We start from the raw sequence: 14,198 nt of genomic DNA on the forward strand, positions 1-14,198 counted from the left end.
CTCCGTTTCCGCCCGCGCCCCTGAGGAGCCGGATTGAGACAGCGCCGCTTCCACCTGCCCGCCGCAGCCCTGCTCGTCGTCGGCTTGACCGTGTTCGGCACCACCTCCGGCGCGCCGTCCGCCGTCGTCGCGGACTTCCCCGCGAACCCACCCCGAAGACCGGCTACACGCCGGCCTTCAGGAGGAGTTCGACGGAACGACACTCGACCTGCGCAAGTGGCTGCCGTACTACCTGCCGCTCTGGACGCCCGACCGTGAGAACGCAGGCCCGGTAGACGGTGGCGGCCGAGGCCGCTGGGAGTATCGCTAGCGTGATCCCGCGGCCGAGGGCGAGGCCGTGTCCCGGTTGCGGCCCAGGTCGGCCAGGCGGCGTAGTGCGTGCTCGGACGGGGAGCCCGGCTCGGCGGCGAACAGGTCGAGACCGCTGTATTCGAGGTCGCCGGGCAAAGTCACGAGTTCGCCGTACAGCTCGAGGTCGCCGACGACGGGGTGGTGCAGCCGGTAGAAGCGGTGGCCCGTGCGCGCGACGGGATGGGACGACCACATCCGTGCGAATTCGGGACTGGCCACGCGCAGCCGCTCGATGTGTGCGGCGAGGCGCCGGTCGCCCCGGTAGCAGGCGGACAACACCCGCAGGTGCGCGACGTGTTCGACCGCCGTGCGTTCCCAGCCGTCGCCGTGCAGGTCGCGCATGTCCGGCCGGCGGAAGATCAGGTCGGAGATGCTGCGTTCGCCCTCGGGCATCGTCGCGAAGTCGCCGAAGAGCGCAGTCGCGACGGGGTTCCACGCCACGACCTCGGTGTGCCGCCCGACCAGGATCGCCGGGATCGTGTCGAAGGACGCCACCAGGTGCCGCAGGCCAGGACGCGGCGGGACGGCGGTCTCGGGACACGTGCGCGCGTCGGGCCTGGCGAGTTGGTTCAGGTACGTCCGCTCGTCCTCGTCCAGACGCAACGCCCTCCCGATCGCGGCCAGAATCTCCGCCGAGACGCTGTCGGCCCGGCCCTGTTCGAGCCGCGTGTAGTGCGCGACGCTGACGCCGGCGAGACCCGCCAGTTCCTCGCGGCGCAGGCCCGCGACGCGGCGGCGGCCGCCGTACGCCCGCAGTCCGACGTCCTCCGGACTCAGGCGGGCGCGGCGGGACTTGAGAAACTCGCTCAGTTCGATACGTGCGTCCACACCGCGACCATAACCGGGGACGGCGCGAGGGTGATCACGCGGTGCGTAGGCACAGCCGGGACCTGGGTAGCGTGCGGCGGCCCGCCCAGGCTGGGAAGCGACCCAGCCGCCCGCCTCACTCCCGAGGCCCTTTCCGGAGGTCGGCCTCATGCCGTCGCCTGCCCACCTGGTACGCCCCGCCAACGTCGCACGCCCCGCCTGGACACTCGCCCTCCTCGCCCTCGCGGGCCTGATCACCGCGCTCGACTTCACGATCGTGTACATCGCGCTGCCCGAGATCGCCGCCGACGTCGGCTTCTCGGACCGCGGGCTGCAATGGGTCGTCAGCTCGTACGCCGTCGTGTACGGCGGACTCCTGCTGCTCGGCGGCCGCCTCTCGGACCTGCTCGGCAGACGCCGCATGTTCGTGCTCGGCATGGCGCTGTACGGTGCCGGCTCCCTCCTGGGCGGCGTCGCCACCGTGCCGGGCGCGCTGATCGGCGCGCGGGCCGTGCAGGGCGTGGGCGGCGCGGTCCTGTTCCCCGCGACGCTGTCGCTGGTGAACACGCTGTTCGCGGAAGGGCGTTCCCGGACCCGGGCGCTGACCGTGTGGGCTGTCTCGGGAGCGGCCGGGCTGAGCCTGGGGGCACTGCTCGGCGGCGTACTGACAAGTGCGTTCGGCTGGCAGGCGGTGTTCTACGTCAATGTGCCGCTGGTCGTGGTCGCCGCGTCGGCCGCGTTCGCGTTGCTGCCCGCCGACGCGGCGTGGCGCGGCGGGCGCAAGGGGTGTGAGGGACAGAACGGACACAGCGAGCACGACGGGTGCGACGGGTGCGAGGAGTACGAGGGGTATGAGGGACAGGACGGACGCAAGGAGCCCGACGGGCGCGTCGGCGTGGGTGCGGTCCGGCCCGGCTTCGACTTCCCGGGCGCGCTGACCGGCACGATCGGGCTCACTCTGCTGGTATTCGCGATTGCGCAGGGCCCGGAGTGGGGCTGGACGGATCCCAAGGTGGCGGGCGCGGCGGGAGTGGCACTGTTGCTGCTCGCGGGATTCGTCGCGGTGGAGTCGCGGACGGCCGATCCGCTGCTGCCGCTGCGTCTGCTCACGCACCGCAGCCTCACGGCGGCGACCGGGGTGATCCTGGTGTTCGGACTGACTCTGCAGGCCGTGCCGTTTTTCCTGACGTTGTGGTTCCAGGACGAGATGGGCTTTTCGGCGCTGCGCACGGGGGTCGCGTTCCTGGGTCCCACGTTGTCGATCACGGTGGGCAATCTCGCGGGTGAGCGCCTCGCGGGGCGCCTGGGCGTGCGTCGGACTCTGATGGTGGGGTTCGCGGTCGCCGCACTGGGGGCCGCGGTGCTGGCGGCCGGGATGACGGACGACTCGTCGTACGCCGGCCTGCTGCCCGGCATCGTCGCGTTCGGGCTGGGCACCGGCATCGTGTTCACCACGATATGGGTCGCCGCGGCGTCGGGCGTCACGGACGCCGAGCAGGGCGCCGCCTCCGGACTGGCGTCCACCGCACTCCAGTTCGGCTCCGGGGCCGGCCTGGCGGTGCTGGTCTCGGTGGGCGGGATCCGGACGGCCGTGGCGGTGGTCGCGGTGGGCGCCCTCATCGGTCTCCCGGCCGCGTTGGCTCTCCCGAAGGCCGTGCGACCTCCTGCCGATCCGGCCGCCGGGCCTGTCGTTCCGATCGGTCAGTCGTCTTCGTCCTCGTCCTCTGCGCGATCACCCTCGGCCTGCGACGTCTCGTAGGCGTGGGCGGTCTGCTCCGATGTGGCGTCTTCGTCGGACAGGCGCATGTCGCTTCCCCGCACCACCACGCGCTGGGGCGAGTGCATTCCGTGGTGATCGTCGTGAAGCCGGTGCTCGCCACGCACCTCGGTGTCAGGCATGAAAACCTCCCGCGGCCCACCGCACCCGGCCCCGCCGGGTGCGGTTCCGCTATGTCTCCAGTGTCCCTCTTCCGCGGCTCGCCCGTCCCGTGCGCGGCGCGCACCCGGCTCGGCTGTGGTCGTCGCGATCGCTCCGATGCTCCGGTGCGGGTGGGTTCGATGCCCTCATCCGCCTTGAACCCGGACAGGACGATCTCGAAGTCGCCTGCCGAGGGATACCGTCGATGGGCGCAGGGTGACCTTGGCGGAGGAGGTCGGCGGGGCGCTCGCCGACGAGCCCGTTCTGACGGTGAGCGTGGCCTTGGCTGTGGTCCCGCTGGTGAGACCCTCGGCCTGGAGGGGGTATGTGCCGGGCCCCCGGTCGATCGTGATCCTGAGGGTCGCGGTGCCCGAGCCGTCGGCTTCGGCCTCGCCCAGCCGGGCGGGCGCGTCACCGGTGCGGCTGAACCGCACCGTCTCCCCGGGCTCGAATCCGGTTGCCTTTGCGGTACTGGTGCCGCCCCGGCCAATCGACGTCGGAGTCAGGCCGAGTCGCGGGGTGCCATCGGTCGCGGTCGCGGTCGCGGTCGCGGTCGCGGTCGCGGTCGCGGACGGCTCGCCGCCCTCCGGCTTGACCACGTCCAGTGCCGCCGTGGCCGTCAAGCCGCTCTTCATGCCGCGTGCGTGAACGGTCTTCTCGCCGGTCTTGGTGTCGGCGTCGGTCGTGATCGTGGCGGTGGCGGTGCCGCTCTTGTCAGCGGTGGCGACGGCGTCCGGGTCGGCGTCCTTGTCCTTGGAGCCGAAGCTCACGGTCTCGCCCGGCCGGAAGTTCGACGCCGTCGCCCTGTAGGTGCCGCCCGGCGCGATCTCGATCACCGAGAGCGTCAGGTCGGGCTCGGGCGAGATCTTCGTGCCCGTCTGGTCCTTCTCGCCGGTGCTGCCCGTGGGCCGTTCGATGCCGGAGTTGTCGACGCCATCCAGGTTGGTCAGCTTGAAGCTGGAGACCTTGTCCTCGTCCGGTGTGATCTTGCGGACCTTGTCCGGGCGGTAACGGCCCTTCCACTTCGGGTCCTTGATGTCGACGTCGATCTCGTCGACCTTCGTCTTCGTGGTGCCCAGCGGGTTGCCGCAGTTGCACTTGACGGCCGGTACGCCGGACTCCCCGGCGAGCACGGCCATCCCGGCCGGCAGCAGCGCCTCGTACGGCACCGCCTTGCCCTTGGTGAAGCGATGATTCTTGACGAGGGTGTCGAACCGCAACGTGACCGGGGTCAGGGACCGGACGAATCTCGGGATGTCTTTGACCGAGATGTCCAGGACACGTGCCCATTCGGCGGCCTGCGCCGCGTTCGCCGGGTCGGTCAGGAATGCGGTCAGCTGCTTCCCGTCACACACGTCCTTCTTCAACGAGCCGCCGTAGAGGCCGACTTCGCTCCCCTTATGGGAGCCACCCGAGCCGATCGGGGTGACATCGGTACGGTCCTGACCGAAGCCCTTGTGCATGAACGCGTCGACGCCGGCTGTCAACAGGGCTTCGGCGACGACCGGAACGAGCCTCTTCGCGCCTTCCCTGGCGGCCACGGCGCAGCCGGAGACGGCCAGGACCAATGCCAGAACCGCCGCGATCCATGCCGCGAACGCGCTTTTGGCGTGGGCCCGTTCACCTTGCCGTGAGGCGGCCCGAAGCCACCGGTACCGGTTCCTGTTCTGTGAGCCTGCGTGCGTGGATATGCCGGAAGACATGAAGACGGACATCACACAACTCCCCCAGAGTGGTTGCGCGTACCTGTTCGGCTGCGGTGGCCATGCCGCGTGGCGGAGACCCCAGAGTCTCCGCCACGCCGGGACGACCGGATCCCGGTCGGGCGCCCCGTCCCCCATCCCCGTGTCGGTGCCCTCGTTACCGTGGCGGCCCGGGGGAGTCGGTGGGCCACGGCTGGTGGCCGGGTCCCTCCGGCATCGCGGGCGACCGGTCCGGAAGGTTCGTGTGGATCCGGTGCACGACCTCCCGCACCATGCCCGGGTACGTCGCTCCGTGGATGATCGGGCCGATCGTGATCGGAAAGCTGATGCGCGCGTCGGGGCCGCGGTAGTAGCCGTCCCACGTGAAGTACCCGCCCCCGCTCATTGCCGCTCTCCTTGACGGCCCGGTACGCCGGGCGTCACGGAGCTGCGGATTCCGGCACGGCCGCGTCCGGCGCGGGCCGGGACAGGACGAGGGCGGTCGCCACGGCGGTGAGGATGACGATCACCGCGACCACGACCACGGCCCCGGCCGGCACGCCGTTGACGAAGAACGCCGGCAGCGCCGTGATCGCCGACAGGAGCCGGGACCCGGCGACGATCCGAGAGCCGGTCCGGTTCGCGGTGCGCCACGCGTAGACGACCGCGACCAGGGTGATCACGCCGAGCACTCCGCCGGCGATCACCACGCCCAGGGGCGGGCCGGGGCTGTCCGAGTCGCCGCCCGGGCTGCCGAAGAAGCTCGTGGTGTCGAAAGCGCCCAGGACCGCGGCGAGCACGAGCCCCACCTTGTTTCTTCCGGTGAACGGCTCCCGCGCCGGTGCCTGTGTCTTCGTCATGTCCCGCACCCCGTCCGATGGTTGTCCGATGCCCGGCGGTCGACCCGTGCGGCGACCTCGTGGACTCAGCATCGGGGTCGCACCCTTCGGGACGCATCGGCGAACGTTCCCGGAATCCCGGGAGACTTTCCCGGGCGCGCGGGAATCCCGGGCCCTCGCGGCGGCGGCCTGCGTCGGCCATCATCGGGGCATGGCTTTCGCGACGTCCGCCGCCCGCCCCATTCGGGTTCTCATCGCCGACGACCACCCCGTGGTACGACGCGGCATGTGCGCCCTGCTCGCCTCGCTCGACGGCGTCGTCGTCGTGGCCGAGGCGGCGAGCGGCGACGAAGCGTTGCGCGAGGCCCAATTGACCCACCCGGACGTAGTGGTGATGGACATTCAGATGCCGACGATGGACGGCATCTCGGCCACCCGGCGGCTCGCCGCCCTCGTGCCCGATGCGGCGGTGCTGGTCGTGACGATGTTCGAGGACGACGAGACGGTGCTGTCGGCGATGCGGGCCGGCGCACGCGGCTACGTCCTCAAGGGCGCCGAGCAGGAGGAGATCCTGGCCACCATCCGGGCGGTGGCGGCCGGTCAGGTCGTCATGGGGCCGGGTGTCGCCGCGCGGCTGCTGGGGCATCTCGATCCCGCGCCGCGACCGGCCGTCCCCTTCCCGGAGTTGACGGCTCGCGAGCGCGAAGTCCTCGACCGGGTGGCGCGTGGTGACAGCAACACCCGGGTGGCAGCCGACCTCGCGCTCGCCGCCAAGACCGTCGCCAACCATCTGTCCGCCGTCTTCACCAAGCTGGGGGTGAGCAGTCGGGCCGAAGCGATGATCCTCGCCCGGGAACACGGCCTGGGCACGTCCGGCTCCCGCCCGTGATCCGAGGCCCCGGCGCGGCGGTGTTGTGCGCGGGCCTCGCGCTGCTGGCCGGTGCGGCGGCCGCGTCACTGGGCTTCGCGACGCCGGCCGTAGCCGACGAATGGGTGATCTGGGCTCTCGTCGTCGGCACGGGTCTCGCGCTGTCGGCCGGCACGGTCGCGTATCGCGGCAGCGCACCGGCGGCGTGGTGCCTTGCCGCCGCCTCCGCCGCGCTGCTGGCGGCTCCGCTCGCCGTCGCCGCGGGAAGCCCCCGGGCCGCTGTGGCGCTCGGTGTCCTGGGGCCGACCGTGCCGCTGCCGCTGGCGCTCCTGCGGGTCGTCGAGGCACGGCCGGCCACACTGCTGCCGCGCGTGGCGGACACCTGCGCCGTCGTCGCCGGCGCCGGATGCACGGCGGCCGCGGTATGGGGCGGGCAGTCCGAGCGCGTCACGGCCGGGCTCGCGTCCACGGTCGCGGTGAGCGCCGGCCTGTGGGTGCTGTTCGAGGTCGGCTCGCAGGACGATCGGCGCCGTGTGCTGTGGCCCGTCCTCGGCGCGGCCGCGTCGACGCTCGGCGGCATGCTGTACTTCGCCGCACAGAACTCGGTGACCATCGGGCACCGGACGGACATGGCGAGCTCGGGCCTGCTGGCCCTGCTCCTCCCGTTCACGCTCACCATCGCGCTGGTCGCTCCGCAGGCCGTCGACGTGCGCGCGGTGATCCGCAGCGCGGCCGTGCTGCTCGTCATGCTCTCGCTGAGCGCCGCCGTGTACGAAGGCATCGCGGCGGTATGGGAGATGGCGGCCGGCTCCCGTCCAACCAAGGGCGTCCCCGCACTGCTCGCAGCCGCCATAGCCGCCGGTTACCAGCCGGTGCGGCTCAGGGTCGAGGCGAGCATGGACGAGATGTTGTTCGGCCGGTCCGCCGACGCCGTGGAAACGCTCACCCGCCTCGGCACAGACCTCACCGCGGGCGCGCCGCCGCCCCTGTGGCTGCACACGCTGCGCACCACGCTCGGAGTGCCGGGCATCGCGCTGCGCCAGGACGGCGAGACGATCGCCACAGCCGGCACCGTCGACACCCGGCACGCCACGGTCACCCGGCTGCGCGCGGGCGGCGACGAGGTCGGCGATCTCGTGGTCGGGCTGCCGCCCGGGCACCTCAGGCTGCCGCGCGGCGCCGCGGCCGTTGTCGACCTGGTCGCCACGCCGCTCGCGCAGGCACTGCACGCCGCCCGGCTCAGCGAGCAACTGCGGGTCTCCCGCGGCCTGGTGGTTACCGCGCTGGAAGAGGAGCGCCGCCGCATGCGCCGGGATCTGCACGACGGCCTCGGTCCCACGCTCACCGGTATCGCGTACACCGCCGACGCCGCGGTCAACCTGATGACCACAGACCCGCAGCGCGCCGTCGAGACGCTGCGCGGACTGCGCACCGACGTCGGCGACGCGATCGCCGAGATCCGCCGCATCGTGTACGGGCTGCGCCCCCGCGCCCTCGACGAACTCGGCCTCGTCGACGCCATCCGGCAGCGCATCGCACCGCTGCACGCCGCCGACGGGCGTGCCCTCATGGTGACCATCGACGCCCCACCGGAACTTCCGCCACTGCCCGCCGCCGTCGAAGTCGCCGCCTACCGGGTCGCGGTGGAAGCCGTCACCAACATCGCGAGGCACGCCGCCGTCACCACCGCGACCCTCACCCTCGACCTCCCCGACAGCGACTCGCTGCGCGTGACGATCGCCGACAGCGGCCGCGCAACCGAGCCGTGGACGCATGGCGTGGGCATCCAGTCGATGCACGAACGCGCCGAACGCATCGGCGGCACTCTCACCATCCACACGACGCAGGCGGGCACCACGGTGACAGCCGTGTTCCCCGTAACCGTCCCCGCTCTACCGCGCACGTACCCGCCGTAACCCCCCTGTCGACGCTCGTGAGCCTCGAGCTGGGCAGGGTCGTCCCCACGCCCCTCACCCCGCGGACCGAGCCCCCGGTCGGCCGGGTTGCCGGTCAGGTCGGGCAGCAGATCGTGGGTGATCCCGGCGGGCGAACCCGACTGCACTCAAACAAGACGGAATTCGCCGAACAGGCCGATGTTGCCGGTGCCGCGTAGGCTTTCGCAGTCGGCGCGCATGGGTGCGGACGCTCCCGAAGGCATCGAGCTATTGGTTCGGATGGTCTGTGTTCCGTGCCTTCGGCAGGCTCGACAGCCCAACATTTCCAGGCATCCAAGGCGCTCGTCGGCACACTTCTTCGGTGGTACGTGCACCCCGGGCGCGTAGCGGACGTGCATCGCGGGCGCGTAGCGGACGTGCATCCCGGGCGCGTAGCGGACGTGCATCGCGGGCGCGTAGCGGACGGCTCGACCGTGACCGCGGAGCGGGCATGCACCCCGGTGCGCTCGACCGGGTTGCTCGGCCCCTACGGGGCCGGTTGCGCTTCCCCTACGGGTTCGGGGTCGGGCCGGTCTCTCCGAGCCGGGTTGCTCGGCCCCTACGGGGCGGGTTGGTCGTGTGGTGTGGGGTGACGGGCGCGTAGCGGACGTGCATCCCCGGCGCGTAGCGGACGGCTCGACGCGGCCTTGCCCGCACGGGGGTTCGCTTCGCGGTCGCTGCTGTTCGCGTGCTCGGAAATTCACTTCGCCCCGGCGTGAAGCGCTCAGGTCGGGGCAGGCGCCGGTCAGGCAAGCGCGACAATCGATCAGCACGGGAAGGGCGTCGACATGGCGGGCTATGGCAGTTCCTACGAGCGCACTGGTCGGGCGACATCGGGAGCTCGCGCCGGCACCAACGGTCTCGCGGTGGCGGGTCTGGTGTGCGGTGTCGTGGGCGTATTCCTGTTCAACATCATCCTGGGTCCGCTCGCCGTGATCTTCGGTGCGGTCGGGCTGCGGCGCAGCCATGCCGGTGCGGGTGGGCGGGGCATGTCGATCGCCGCGATCGTGCTCGGTGTCGTGGACGTACTGCTGTTCGTGATCCTCCTGATTGCGGCGGCGAACAACGGCGGCAGCTTCTACTTCAACTACGGCTGATCCGCCCTGCGGTCCGCGTGAAATCCACGGCAGGGTCACACCCCTCACCTGTGATGGGGGTGACCCTGCCGTGGATTTCACGCGTGAAGGGAAACGGCGACGCGTCGCCGGCCGGTTCGCTGATCCGCAAGGCTGTCCCCGTAGACGGCAAGCGCCGGCCGCAGCCCAGGGCCCTCGGGGTGACGCACTCGACCCGTAGCGCGGACAGGTGCAAGGTGCCTCCGGCGACACCACAACCGCGGCGGTCAGGATGCCGTGGCCGCGGACCAGGCCTTGGGGGAGCGGTAGTGGTTGTTGTGGCCACCTTCCATGACGGTACGCAGAGTTGCGAGGTCGGGAGTGTCGGGCGGCAGGCGTAGTTCCCGCAGGAGAGCGAGGGCGGCGTCGACGTCGAGGCTGCCGTAGAGGTCGAGGTAGCTGTCTCGAAGGGCCTTGAACAGCGCCGGGTGCAACTCGGGGCGTTCCGTGGCGGCTTGGTAGGCCGGGTACTTGACCGGCCAGGGCACCGGACCGGAGCACTCGAGGACGCGGCGGGCGCGACGCAACAACGGCTTTTCGCCGCCTTGTTCGCCCGAGGGGTGCAGTCGCGGAAGGTCGCTGCCCAGGACCTCGGCGAAGGCGTGTTCCACGGTGCTCCTGTCCTCGAACCAGTCCACCCACAGGGAATAGGCGACCGCCTCGTACTCCCGTTCCGCCTCCAGGCGGGTGCGGTATCCGGCCCAGAAGACCTCGGCGGGGGCCGGGTCGGTCCCGTCCTCGAGGGCGAACCCCATCTCGCAGGTCACCCAGTAATCGTCCAACAGATCCAGAAAACCGAACGCGACCCGTAGCCGACCCGCCCCGTCCAAGTCCGGATCCGTCAACGCCACGCTCGTCCACTGGTGGGCCAACTCGTTCCCGGTCATCGGCGTACCGGGCGTCTCCGCGTCCAGCCACATGCCGTCCCCGACGGCCGTGACTCCTGCGGCCGCAAGCCACTTCCGCGCGCACTCCGCGTCATCGTCCATCCGCCAAGTCTGCCGCCCCGCCCCCGCGCCACGGATCGGGGGCGGCCGAGGGCGCGCGGGTCGGGTGTGCTGCCGAAGCAGGTCTGCGACGCTGCCCGTCGGTCGGCGCGTGTCGGTGAGGTGCGCTCCCCTCGGGATTCCCTCGTCGGTCCCTGATGGTGTTGTCCGGGGGCCGTGGCGCCTCCAAGATCATCCGCATGTCGCCGGTGCACAAGACCGGTTCGAAACACCACCCCGGGAAAGGGTTTCCACATGCATGCCGTCTTCCGCAGGCTCGCCATCGCCTCGCAGCCGGTCTCGCGAGTCGCGGGGTCACCGCAGTCGTCGCCGTGCCGGCGTGTGCGGCGACGACCTCGGTTTCCGACCCCACCGGGAGTACCGGGGCCACGTACGACCACGGCAGCGGCCACCTCACCGTCGAGGACATCGCGTCCGAGGGTCGTCGGGCGATTGCGCACGACCGGGGCACGGAGCAGGTCTGCTCCTGGTGCCCGGACGCCAAGCGCGGCCACGGCCCCGACGAGCGGTTCGACGTCGGCCCCGGTCGGTGGTTCGGGGTGCGGGGGTGCCTCGCCGGCGGCCACAGGTGCCGTGGTCGGGCGGTCGTCCACGCCCGACGATGCGTGCCGCACCGCCGAGGACGTCTCCGCCGATGCGACGTCCCCGGCGCAATCCACCGATCCATCGACCACGGGCCACGATCTCCCACTGTTTCGGCCCTCCGGGAAACCGGCCACCATACGTGAGGTGCATCCAACATGACCTCCCTCCTGGGCAGACGCATCATCGGGCGACTCGCCGCGCTCGACGACGAGTTGGTCGCCTTCCGGCGCGAGCTGCATCGTCATCCGGAACCGGCCTTCCGGGAGGTGCGCACCACCTCGCTCCTGGTTGCTCGGCTGCGACAAGCGGGCCTGGCTCCGCGCGTTCTCCCCGAAGGCACCGGGGTGGTCTGCGACATCGTCCCCCGGGTGCCGAGAGGCCGGGGCGCGGCGGGCGATCGAGGATTCGTCGCGCTGCGAAGCGATATCGACGCGTTGCCGGTGCAGGACACGAAGTCGGTCGCGTACCGCTCGAACGTGCCGGGCGTCAGCCACGCGTGCGGGCACGACGTGCACACCGCGGCGTTGCTCGGCGCGGGTCTGGTCCTGGCCGAACTCGCCGATGCGGGCGAGTTGGCGACACCGGTACGGCTGCTGTTCCAGCCCGGTGAGGAGGTCCTCCCCGGCGGAGCCCTTCGGGCCATTGCGGCGGGGGTACTCGCCGACGTGGAGGCGATGTTCGCCCAGCACTGCGACCCGGCCATCGAGGTGGGGCGGATCGCCTTGCTGGACGGGCCGATCACCTCGGGGCAGGACGAGTTCCTCCTCACCGCCGAGGGCCGCGGGGGACACAGCTCCCGTCCGCACCTGACCGAGGACCTGGTACACGCGATGTCGGGAATGATGTCCACCCTCCCGCACGTGGTGCGCCGGTTCGCCCCGCAGGACGGTCTCGTCTTCACCTGGACGCTTGTGCGGGCCGGAGATGCCCTCAACGTGATCCCGACCCGGGGGACCCTGGGCGGTTCCCTGCGCACGATGAACCCCACCGCGTGGGAGCGGATCCCGGCGGCCTTGGCCGACCAGTTCGAAGGCGCGGCCCGGGCGGGCGACGGCGTGAGGTGGACCTTCGACCTCAGCCGGCGCCCTCCGGTCGTCAACACCCTGGTGGACAGATCACGGGCGGCCGTCCTCGATTTGTTCGGCACGGAGGCGGTCGCCGAGACGCAACAGAGCCTCGGCGGCGAGGACTTCGCGTGGTATCTGTCCGGCACCCGGGGTGTGCCGGAGGTTCCCGACACCCCCGGCGTACCGGGTAACCTCGCCCGGCTGGGGGTGCGGCCACGCGGCACGGACACCGACTCGTTCCCCCACCTGCACCAGGGAGGCTTCGACGTCGCGGAAGAGGCCATCGGCGTCGGAGCGGCCTACCTGGCTCGCATGGGCGCCGGATCGCCCGACGATCCCGGACGCCGGCGCTCGACCGGCGTCGCCGGTGACGACGTGGTGCGCTCGTGGACGAGCACGACCGGCGCGACCCGGTGCGGTTCGGGCGATGCGGGCGGTGCCGCCGATGCGGGGTGTTCCCGGGGACATGGTTGAGCAGGTGCGTCGGGGCGGGCCGGCGTAGTGCCTCCGCGCCCGCGCCTGCCGGATAAGTGCGGTCGTGGGAAATGTCAAAAGAGTCTCGCATTGTGGATAGACACCGACAGCTACCGACTGCACACTGGGCCCCTGTGCAACTGCGCCAGGGGGTCGAACTTGCCTTATGTCATTGCCGGTTTAGTGCTCGTCGGCATCGTCGTCCTGCTCAACCTCGCACTGCTCGTCGTCATTCTGCGCCGTTGGCAGGAGCTCGAAGTCGTGCGCAGGCGCGCCGACTTCACCGCCCAGGGTCCGCAACCGGGCGACAGGCTGCCGGACTTCACCGCCACCGGGATCAGCGGCCGGACCCTGACCCGGGAGGACGTCGGTGCGGGGGAGCTGCTGCTGGGGGTCTTCTCCCATGACTGTCCGTCCTGCATCGACAAGGTCCCCGACTTCGCCGAACAGGCCGACCGGGTCCGGGAAGCGGGCGGCCGGGTCGTGGCGCTGGTGATGGGTGCCGAAGCCGGTGAGAGCGGCCTGATCGCCGAACTCGTCGGGCCGGCGGACGAGGTCGTCCCGGAGCCCGAGGCGTCACCGCTGTTCCGGGCCCTGCGCGTTCCCGGCTTCCCCACGATCCTCAGCTACCGAGGCGGCGTACTCGCCGCCCCTTCCGCCGACGGCCGTCAACCGGTGCCCGCGGCGTCCTGAACCCCGGTGCGGCCGCGAGGTCACACCGTGGATTACGCACGTTCATCCACACACCATGAGGAGAACCATGCGCACATTCAAGGCCGGTGCCGGCCGCCTGATCGAGCGGATTCTGCCCAAGGCGGATGCCGAGGCCGGCTGCCCGACGGACTGCTGGACCGAGTGGACCGCCAACGGCCAGCGGTGCCGTCGCTGCTGTATCACGCCCAGGTGCGGGGTCAGCTGCGGCAGCTTCGACTACTGCTGACAGTTGCGGGGCGGGCCGCGTGCGGCCCGCCCCGCATCCTCGCGCCCACTCTCCCGGAGCCACACTTGTCGGACCTGCTGCTCATCTGCCGCCTGACCCTGATCTGCGTGCTGGCCGTGGCCGGCCTCGCCAAGCTGCGCGACCGCGCCCGATTCGCCACGGCGCTGGGCGACTTCGCCTTTCTGCCGGCCGCAGCCAGGCCCGCTCTCACCGTCCTGGTCCCCGCGGCCGAGCTCGCCGCCGCCGTGCTCCTGGCGCTGCCCGCGACGCTGACCGCGGGCCTGGCCCTCGCCGCGGTCCTGTGCGCGGCGTTCAGCGCCGTGGCCGTCACCACCATGCGCCGCGGCAGCCCCGCAGCCTGCCCCTGCTTCGGCAGCAGGACGACCGTGCCCATGGGCCCCTGGCATGTCGCCCGCAATGCCACACTCACCGTGTTGGCCGTCCTCGGGGGCGCCGTCGCCGTCGCGCACGGCACGACCACGCCCCTCGACGCCCCCGCGCTCGCGCTCGCCGTCGGGAGCGCCGCATATCTCACCACGCTCGCCGTCTTCACCGACGACATCGCCTTCTTCTTCTCCGCCCGTAGCGGCCGACGCTGAAAGGACGACCAC

At 71.5% G+C, this 14,198-nt stretch carries 14 protein-coding genes; 8 read left to right on the top strand and 6 right to left on the bottom strand.

Going from position 1 to position 14,198, the window contains the following annotated elements:
* Nucleotides 1-306: 306 nt before the first annotated feature.
* Nucleotides 307-1,179, bottom strand: coding sequence for a helix-turn-helix domain-containing protein (locus ACZOOI_RS44055; RefSeq protein ID WP_465282437.1), 873 nt, complete (start codon nt 1,177-1,179; stop codon nt 307-309).
* A 148-nt stretch (nt 1,180-1,327) separates the two neighbouring features.
* Here ACZOOI_RS44055 and ACZOOI_RS44060 point away from each other — a divergent pair, with 148 nt between their 5' ends.
* Complete coding sequence (locus tag ACZOOI_RS44060) at nt 1,328-2,917, top strand: MFS transporter (RefSeq protein WP_465282438.1); 1,590 nt, start codon at nt 1,328-1,330, stop codon at nt 2,915-2,917.
* Here ACZOOI_RS44060 and ACZOOI_RS44065 read toward each other — a convergent pair.
* The 4 genes from ACZOOI_RS44065 to ACZOOI_RS44080 all read right to left on the bottom strand — a co-directional run bounded on the left by ACZOOI_RS44065 (nt 2,860) and on the right by ACZOOI_RS44080 (nt 5,618).
* The gene (locus ACZOOI_RS44065; RefSeq protein WP_465282439.1) at nt 2,860-3,057 is read right to left on the bottom strand and encodes a hypothetical protein; all 198 of its coding nucleotides are present in this window, start codon (nt 3,055-3,057) and stop codon (nt 2,860-2,862) included. The genes ACZOOI_RS44060 and ACZOOI_RS44065 overlap by 58 nt on opposite strands.
* Nucleotides 3,058-3,222: 165 nt before the next feature.
* On the bottom strand, nt 3,223-4,617 hold the full coding sequence (locus ACZOOI_RS44070) for a DUF6777 domain-containing protein (protein WP_465282440.1): 1,395 nt from the start codon (nt 4,615-4,617) through the stop codon (nt 3,223-3,225).
* 319 nt (nt 4,618-4,936) lie between these two features.
* Complete coding sequence (locus tag ACZOOI_RS44075) at nt 4,937-5,164, bottom strand: hypothetical protein (RefSeq protein WP_465282441.1); 228 nt, start codon at nt 5,162-5,164, stop codon at nt 4,937-4,939.
* A gap of 34 nt (nt 5,165-5,198) precedes the next feature.
* Nucleotides 5,199-5,618 carry a hypothetical protein gene (locus ACZOOI_RS44080; protein ID WP_465282442.1) on the bottom strand — a complete coding sequence of 140 codons (420 nt, stop codon included), beginning with the start codon at nt 5,616-5,618 and terminating at the stop codon, nt 5,199-5,201.
* 190 nt (nt 5,619-5,808) lie between these two features.
* Here ACZOOI_RS44080 and ACZOOI_RS44085 point away from each other — a divergent pair, with 190 nt between their 5' ends.
* The 3 genes from ACZOOI_RS44085 (at nt 5,809) to ACZOOI_RS44095 (ending at nt 9,496) form a co-directional block, all read left to right on the top strand.
* Entirely contained in the window at nt 5,809-6,486 is a 678-nt protein-coding gene (locus tag ACZOOI_RS44085; RefSeq protein WP_465282443.1) for a response regulator, read from the top strand.
* Nucleotides 6,483-8,381, top strand: a complete 1,899-nt coding sequence (locus tag ACZOOI_RS44090) for a sensor histidine kinase (protein WP_465282444.1) — start codon at nt 6,483-6,485, stop codon at nt 8,379-8,381. The genes ACZOOI_RS44085 and ACZOOI_RS44090 overlap by 4 nt, the downstream gene beginning before the upstream one ends.
* A gap of 806 nt (nt 8,382-9,187) precedes the next feature.
* Nucleotides 9,188-9,496: a DUF4190 domain-containing protein gene (locus ACZOOI_RS44095; RefSeq protein WP_465282445.1), complete on the top strand. Its 309-nt coding sequence runs from the start codon at nt 9,188-9,190 to the stop codon at nt 9,494-9,496.
* 245 nt (nt 9,497-9,741) lie between these two features.
* Here the strand turns inward: ACZOOI_RS44095 and ACZOOI_RS44100 are convergent, their stop codons facing one another.
* A complete protein-coding gene (locus ACZOOI_RS44100; RefSeq protein WP_465282446.1) occupies nt 9,742-10,503 on the bottom strand; it encodes a hypothetical protein in 762 nt (253 codons plus the stop codon).
* A gap of 758 nt (nt 10,504-11,261) precedes the next feature.
* Between ACZOOI_RS44100 and ACZOOI_RS44105 the strand changes: the two genes are divergently transcribed.
* The 4 genes from ACZOOI_RS44105 to ACZOOI_RS44120 all read left to right on the top strand — a co-directional run bounded on the left by ACZOOI_RS44105 (nt 11,262) and on the right by ACZOOI_RS44120 (nt 14,186).
* Complete coding sequence (locus tag ACZOOI_RS44105; RefSeq protein WP_465282447.1) at nt 11,262-12,647, top strand: amidohydrolase; 1,386 nt, start codon at nt 11,262-11,264, stop codon at nt 12,645-12,647.
* Nucleotides 12,648-12,806: 159 nt separating this feature from the next.
* Nucleotides 12,807-13,340, top strand: a complete 534-nt coding sequence (locus ACZOOI_RS44110; RefSeq protein ID WP_465282448.1) for a redoxin domain-containing protein — start codon at nt 12,807-12,809, stop codon at nt 13,338-13,340.
* 67 nt (nt 13,341-13,407) lie between these two features.
* Nucleotides 13,408-13,587 (top strand): hypothetical protein, encoded by a 180-nt coding sequence (locus ACZOOI_RS44115; protein ID WP_465282449.1) that lies wholly within the window; start codon nt 13,408-13,410, stop codon nt 13,585-13,587.
* A gap of 65 nt (nt 13,588-13,652) precedes the next feature.
* Nucleotides 13,653-14,186 carry a MauE/DoxX family redox-associated membrane protein gene (locus ACZOOI_RS44120; RefSeq protein ID WP_465282450.1) on the top strand — a complete coding sequence of 178 codons (534 nt, stop codon included), beginning with the start codon at nt 13,653-13,655 and terminating at the stop codon, nt 14,184-14,186.
* The last annotated feature ends 12 nt before the right edge of the window (nt 14,187-14,198 follow it).

The sequence above is a fragment of the Embleya sp. L77 genome, from assembly GCF_055557415.1.